The following is a 2,899-nucleotide window of genomic DNA, read 5'->3' as shown; positions in this document are numbered from 1 at the left end:
TGAGCCTCACCGGCGACCCCGACGGCTCCCCGTACCGCGCCGGCATCTCCGTGTTCGACGTGATGACCGGACTGCACTCCGTCATCGGCATCCTCGCCGCCCTGCGCCACCTCGAGGAGACCGGACAGGGCCAGCACGTGGAGACGAACCTGCTGTCCACCGCGATGTCGTCGCTGGTCAACCAGACCTCCGCCTACGTCGCGGGTGACGTCGTCCCCATGCGGATGGGCAATGCGCACCTGTCGCTGTTCCCCTACGAGCCGCTCGCCACCGGCGACGGGGACCTCATCGTGGTCGCCGGAAACGACGGCCAATACCGCAAGCTCGTCTGCGAGCTCGGCGCACCCGAGCTCGCCGACGACGACCGGTTCGCCACCGTCGGGAAGCGCAACGACAACCGCGAGGAGCTTCGCCCACTCCTACTGGACCTGCTGTCCGGCAAGTCCGCCGAGGAGTGGTTCCAGCAGCTCAGCGCCGCCGGCATCCCGTGCGGCCCCATCAACGACGTCAAGGGCGGTGTCGAGCTCGCCGAACGCCTCGGCCTCGAGCCGGTCGTGACCGTTGACGACGTCCCCACGGTCCGCAACCCCATCCGGTTCTCCAGCACCCCGGCCCGCTACGACCTGCCGCCGCCGGCCCTCAACGCCGACGGCGACCGGGTCCGTGCCTGGCTCGCCGACGGAGCCGCCGGTGACCTGGACGACACCTCCGCTTCCGCTGCGCGCGCCGAGGGGAGGCGGTCCGCATGAGCGACCAGAACTCGGCCGCGTACCCGACGTCGCTCGGTGTGTCCACGGTCGAGACCATCAGCCTCCTCGGCAAGGACCTCTCCGCTGACCTCATCGGGAAGGTCGACTTTGGTGACTTGGCCTACCAGCTCATCACGCTGCGCGAACCCACCCCCGGCCAGGCAGCGATGTTCAACGCCGTCCTGGTCGCGCTCGCCGACCACGGCTTCACCCCCACCGCCATCGCGGCCCGGATGACGTGGCTCAGCGCGCCCGACTCCATCCAGGGCGCCCTCGCTTCTGGCCTGCTCGGCGGTGGGTCGCGGTTCCTCGGCGTGAGCGAGGACACCGGCCGGTTCCTCAACGCCGCCATAGACGCCATCGACGGCGACCTGCCCACCGATGACGCCGGCTGGGACAAAGTCGCCACCAAGGCCATCGAGGACCGCCGTGCGGCCGGTGGGTTCGTGCCTGGCCTGGGACACCACCTACACAAGAACGGCGACCCGCGGGTGCCGCGCCTGTTCGACCTGGCCCGCGAGCACGGCACCTACGGCTCCCGGTTGGCGCTGTTCGAGGCGATGGGGCGAGTCGCTCCACAGGCCCTAGGCAAGAGCCTGCCACTCAACGGCGCCGGGATTTGCGGTGCAGTGCTGGCCGACCTCGACATCCCCCAGGAGCTGCTGCGCGGAGTCGTGCTGCTGGCCCGGTGCGCCGGCCTGCTCGGTCACCTCGCGGAAGAGATGCGCACGCCGGTCGCGGGCCAGATCTTCGCGCACGTCGAAGGTGCCGCGACCTACACCGACGGGGAGAACGCCTAGCACCGTCCGGTCGACCCTTTTGCTGAAGGGCCCGCGGCGCACCATCCTCCCGGGCAAGGGGAGCGCCCTAGCCTTCGTCATCCGTCTTCCCCCTGGGGAGTTGGGTGTCGACGGCATGTTGCACCTATTTGACAGTTGCTACACCACCGTGGGATCCACCCCCTGCCTCGGGGCCGCCGGCCCGTAGCTTGATGTAGTCAGGGAGCGGCACACCTCGACTGTGCCCGACTCCGGCGCGATCGGGATCGTGCGGAGATCAACACTTCCAGGTCGCTGGGCGTCGCGAGGCCGATGCGTTGGTCGATAAGGCTCAGGAGCCGGATGGCGCGTCCGGTCCGAGCGGCCGCCTCAATCTTGTGGTGCCCGTCGAGCAGGAAGTGAGTGAGCACCCAGTGTTCGTAGTAGTCCTGGCCTTCCGCCACAGCTGGCTGCAAAAGGTCGAGGATCGAGTAGGCCACGGCGGTTCCAAGACCTCCGACGGAGACGTCCGCGTACTGGTCCACTCGTTCGGCGTCATTCCACGTCGGTGGGACCATCGGCACCAGGAACTCGTATAGATGGCTGTTAGACGCTACCGGCGTTTCGAATGTCCGGTAGTAGGACGTACCGGGGTCTTCGGGTGCGCCGACCGCGGGGTCAATGCCCCAGGTGGTCACCTGCTCGTGGGTGAAGTAGTCGAATGGGCTGCGCGGCTGCACCAGAGATGGCGTCACTTCCAGCAGCAACACGGTGTACTCCGACTTGGGCAGCACGCTCCCGTACACCCGCAACACCTCGTCATCGACGCGCTCGAGACCGGCATTCAGGCGGTGACTGGCAAGTCCAAGATCAGCAATCTCAGGCTCCGTCAACCTCTTGAAAAGGGCAGGGCACGTGCCGCACCAAAGATTGAGCTCGAATACCGGCGCTGCACGCAACGTCAGACGCCGGGGCGGAAACGCGGTACCTGGTGCCGGCTTGGGCGTCGGCACCACCACGGCGGCACGCTTCTCCCGTACACCCAGCGTCACACCTTGGCGAGCATCAATGAGCATGCTGCTCACGCTACGCCGGACGCCGCACGAGGCGCCGCACCAACGCAGCGACACTCGCTACCGTGACGAGTGCGTCAATCTGCCGCGAGCAGGCGTCCTGGCCTTGATCGCCGAGCGGCGGGGATGGTGGAGCCGCGCCGACTGCTGGCGAAGGTTAGCGCTTAGCCGACCTCGTCGGCCAGGCGTGCCACCGCCGCCGCCACTCGCGGCCCGAACATCACGGCGTCGTTGTGGTCCGCTCCCGCGATCACCACCCGCTCGGATAGCGCCGGCGCCTTGTCAGCCACCCGTGCGCTGAGGTCTGGGGGCACGACCG

Annotated in this window: 3 protein-coding genes and 1 pseudogene; 2 read left to right on the top strand and 2 right to left on the bottom strand. The window is 68.2% G+C overall.

The genetic code is table 11. From position 1 onward, the window contains the following. A partial coding sequence (locus ELR45_RS37555; RefSeq protein ID WP_205856432.1) for a CoA transferase occupies window positions 1–749 on the top strand: 749 nt, incomplete at its 5' end. Next, window positions 746–1,549 (top strand): citryl-CoA lyase, encoded by an 804-nt coding sequence (locus ELR45_RS11625; protein ID WP_129666134.1) that lies wholly within the window; start codon window positions 746–748, stop codon window positions 1,547–1,549. The genes ELR45_RS37555 and ELR45_RS11625, both read left to right, overlap by 4 nt. A 197-nt stretch (window positions 1,550–1,746) precedes the next feature. Here the strand turns inward: ELR45_RS11625 and ELR45_RS11620 are convergent, their stop codons facing one another. Together ELR45_RS11620 and ELR45_RS42685 are read right to left on the bottom strand one after the other, a co-directional pair. Beyond that, window positions 1,747–2,583, bottom strand: a complete 837-nt coding sequence (locus ELR45_RS11620) for a hypothetical protein (RefSeq protein ID WP_129666132.1) — start codon at window positions 2,581–2,583, stop codon at window positions 1,747–1,749. A gap of 161 nt (window positions 2,584–2,744) precedes the next feature. Next, a pseudogene (locus ELR45_RS42685) lies at window positions 2,745–2,899 on the bottom strand (alpha/beta hydrolase); the annotation flags it as partial.

This window comes from Phytoactinopolyspora endophytica, from assembly GCF_004138495.1.
Classification (GTDB): domain Bacteria; phylum Actinomycetota; class Actinomycetes; order Jiangellales; family Jiangellaceae; genus Phytoactinopolyspora; species Phytoactinopolyspora endophytica.
Note: the sequence above shows the minus strand (reverse complement) of the source record. Positions and strands in the feature narration are given on the sequence as shown.

Excerpts from the sequence above, each read along its gene's own strand:
- ELR45_RS11625 (WP_129666134.1), top strand. The coding sequence starts at position 746 with ATGAGCGACCAGAACTCGGCCGCGTACCCGACGTCGCTCGGTGTGTCC.
- ELR45_RS11620 (WP_129666132.1), bottom strand. The coding sequence starts at position 2,583 with ATGCTCATTGATGCTCGCCAAGGTGTGACGCTGGGTGTACGGGAGAAG.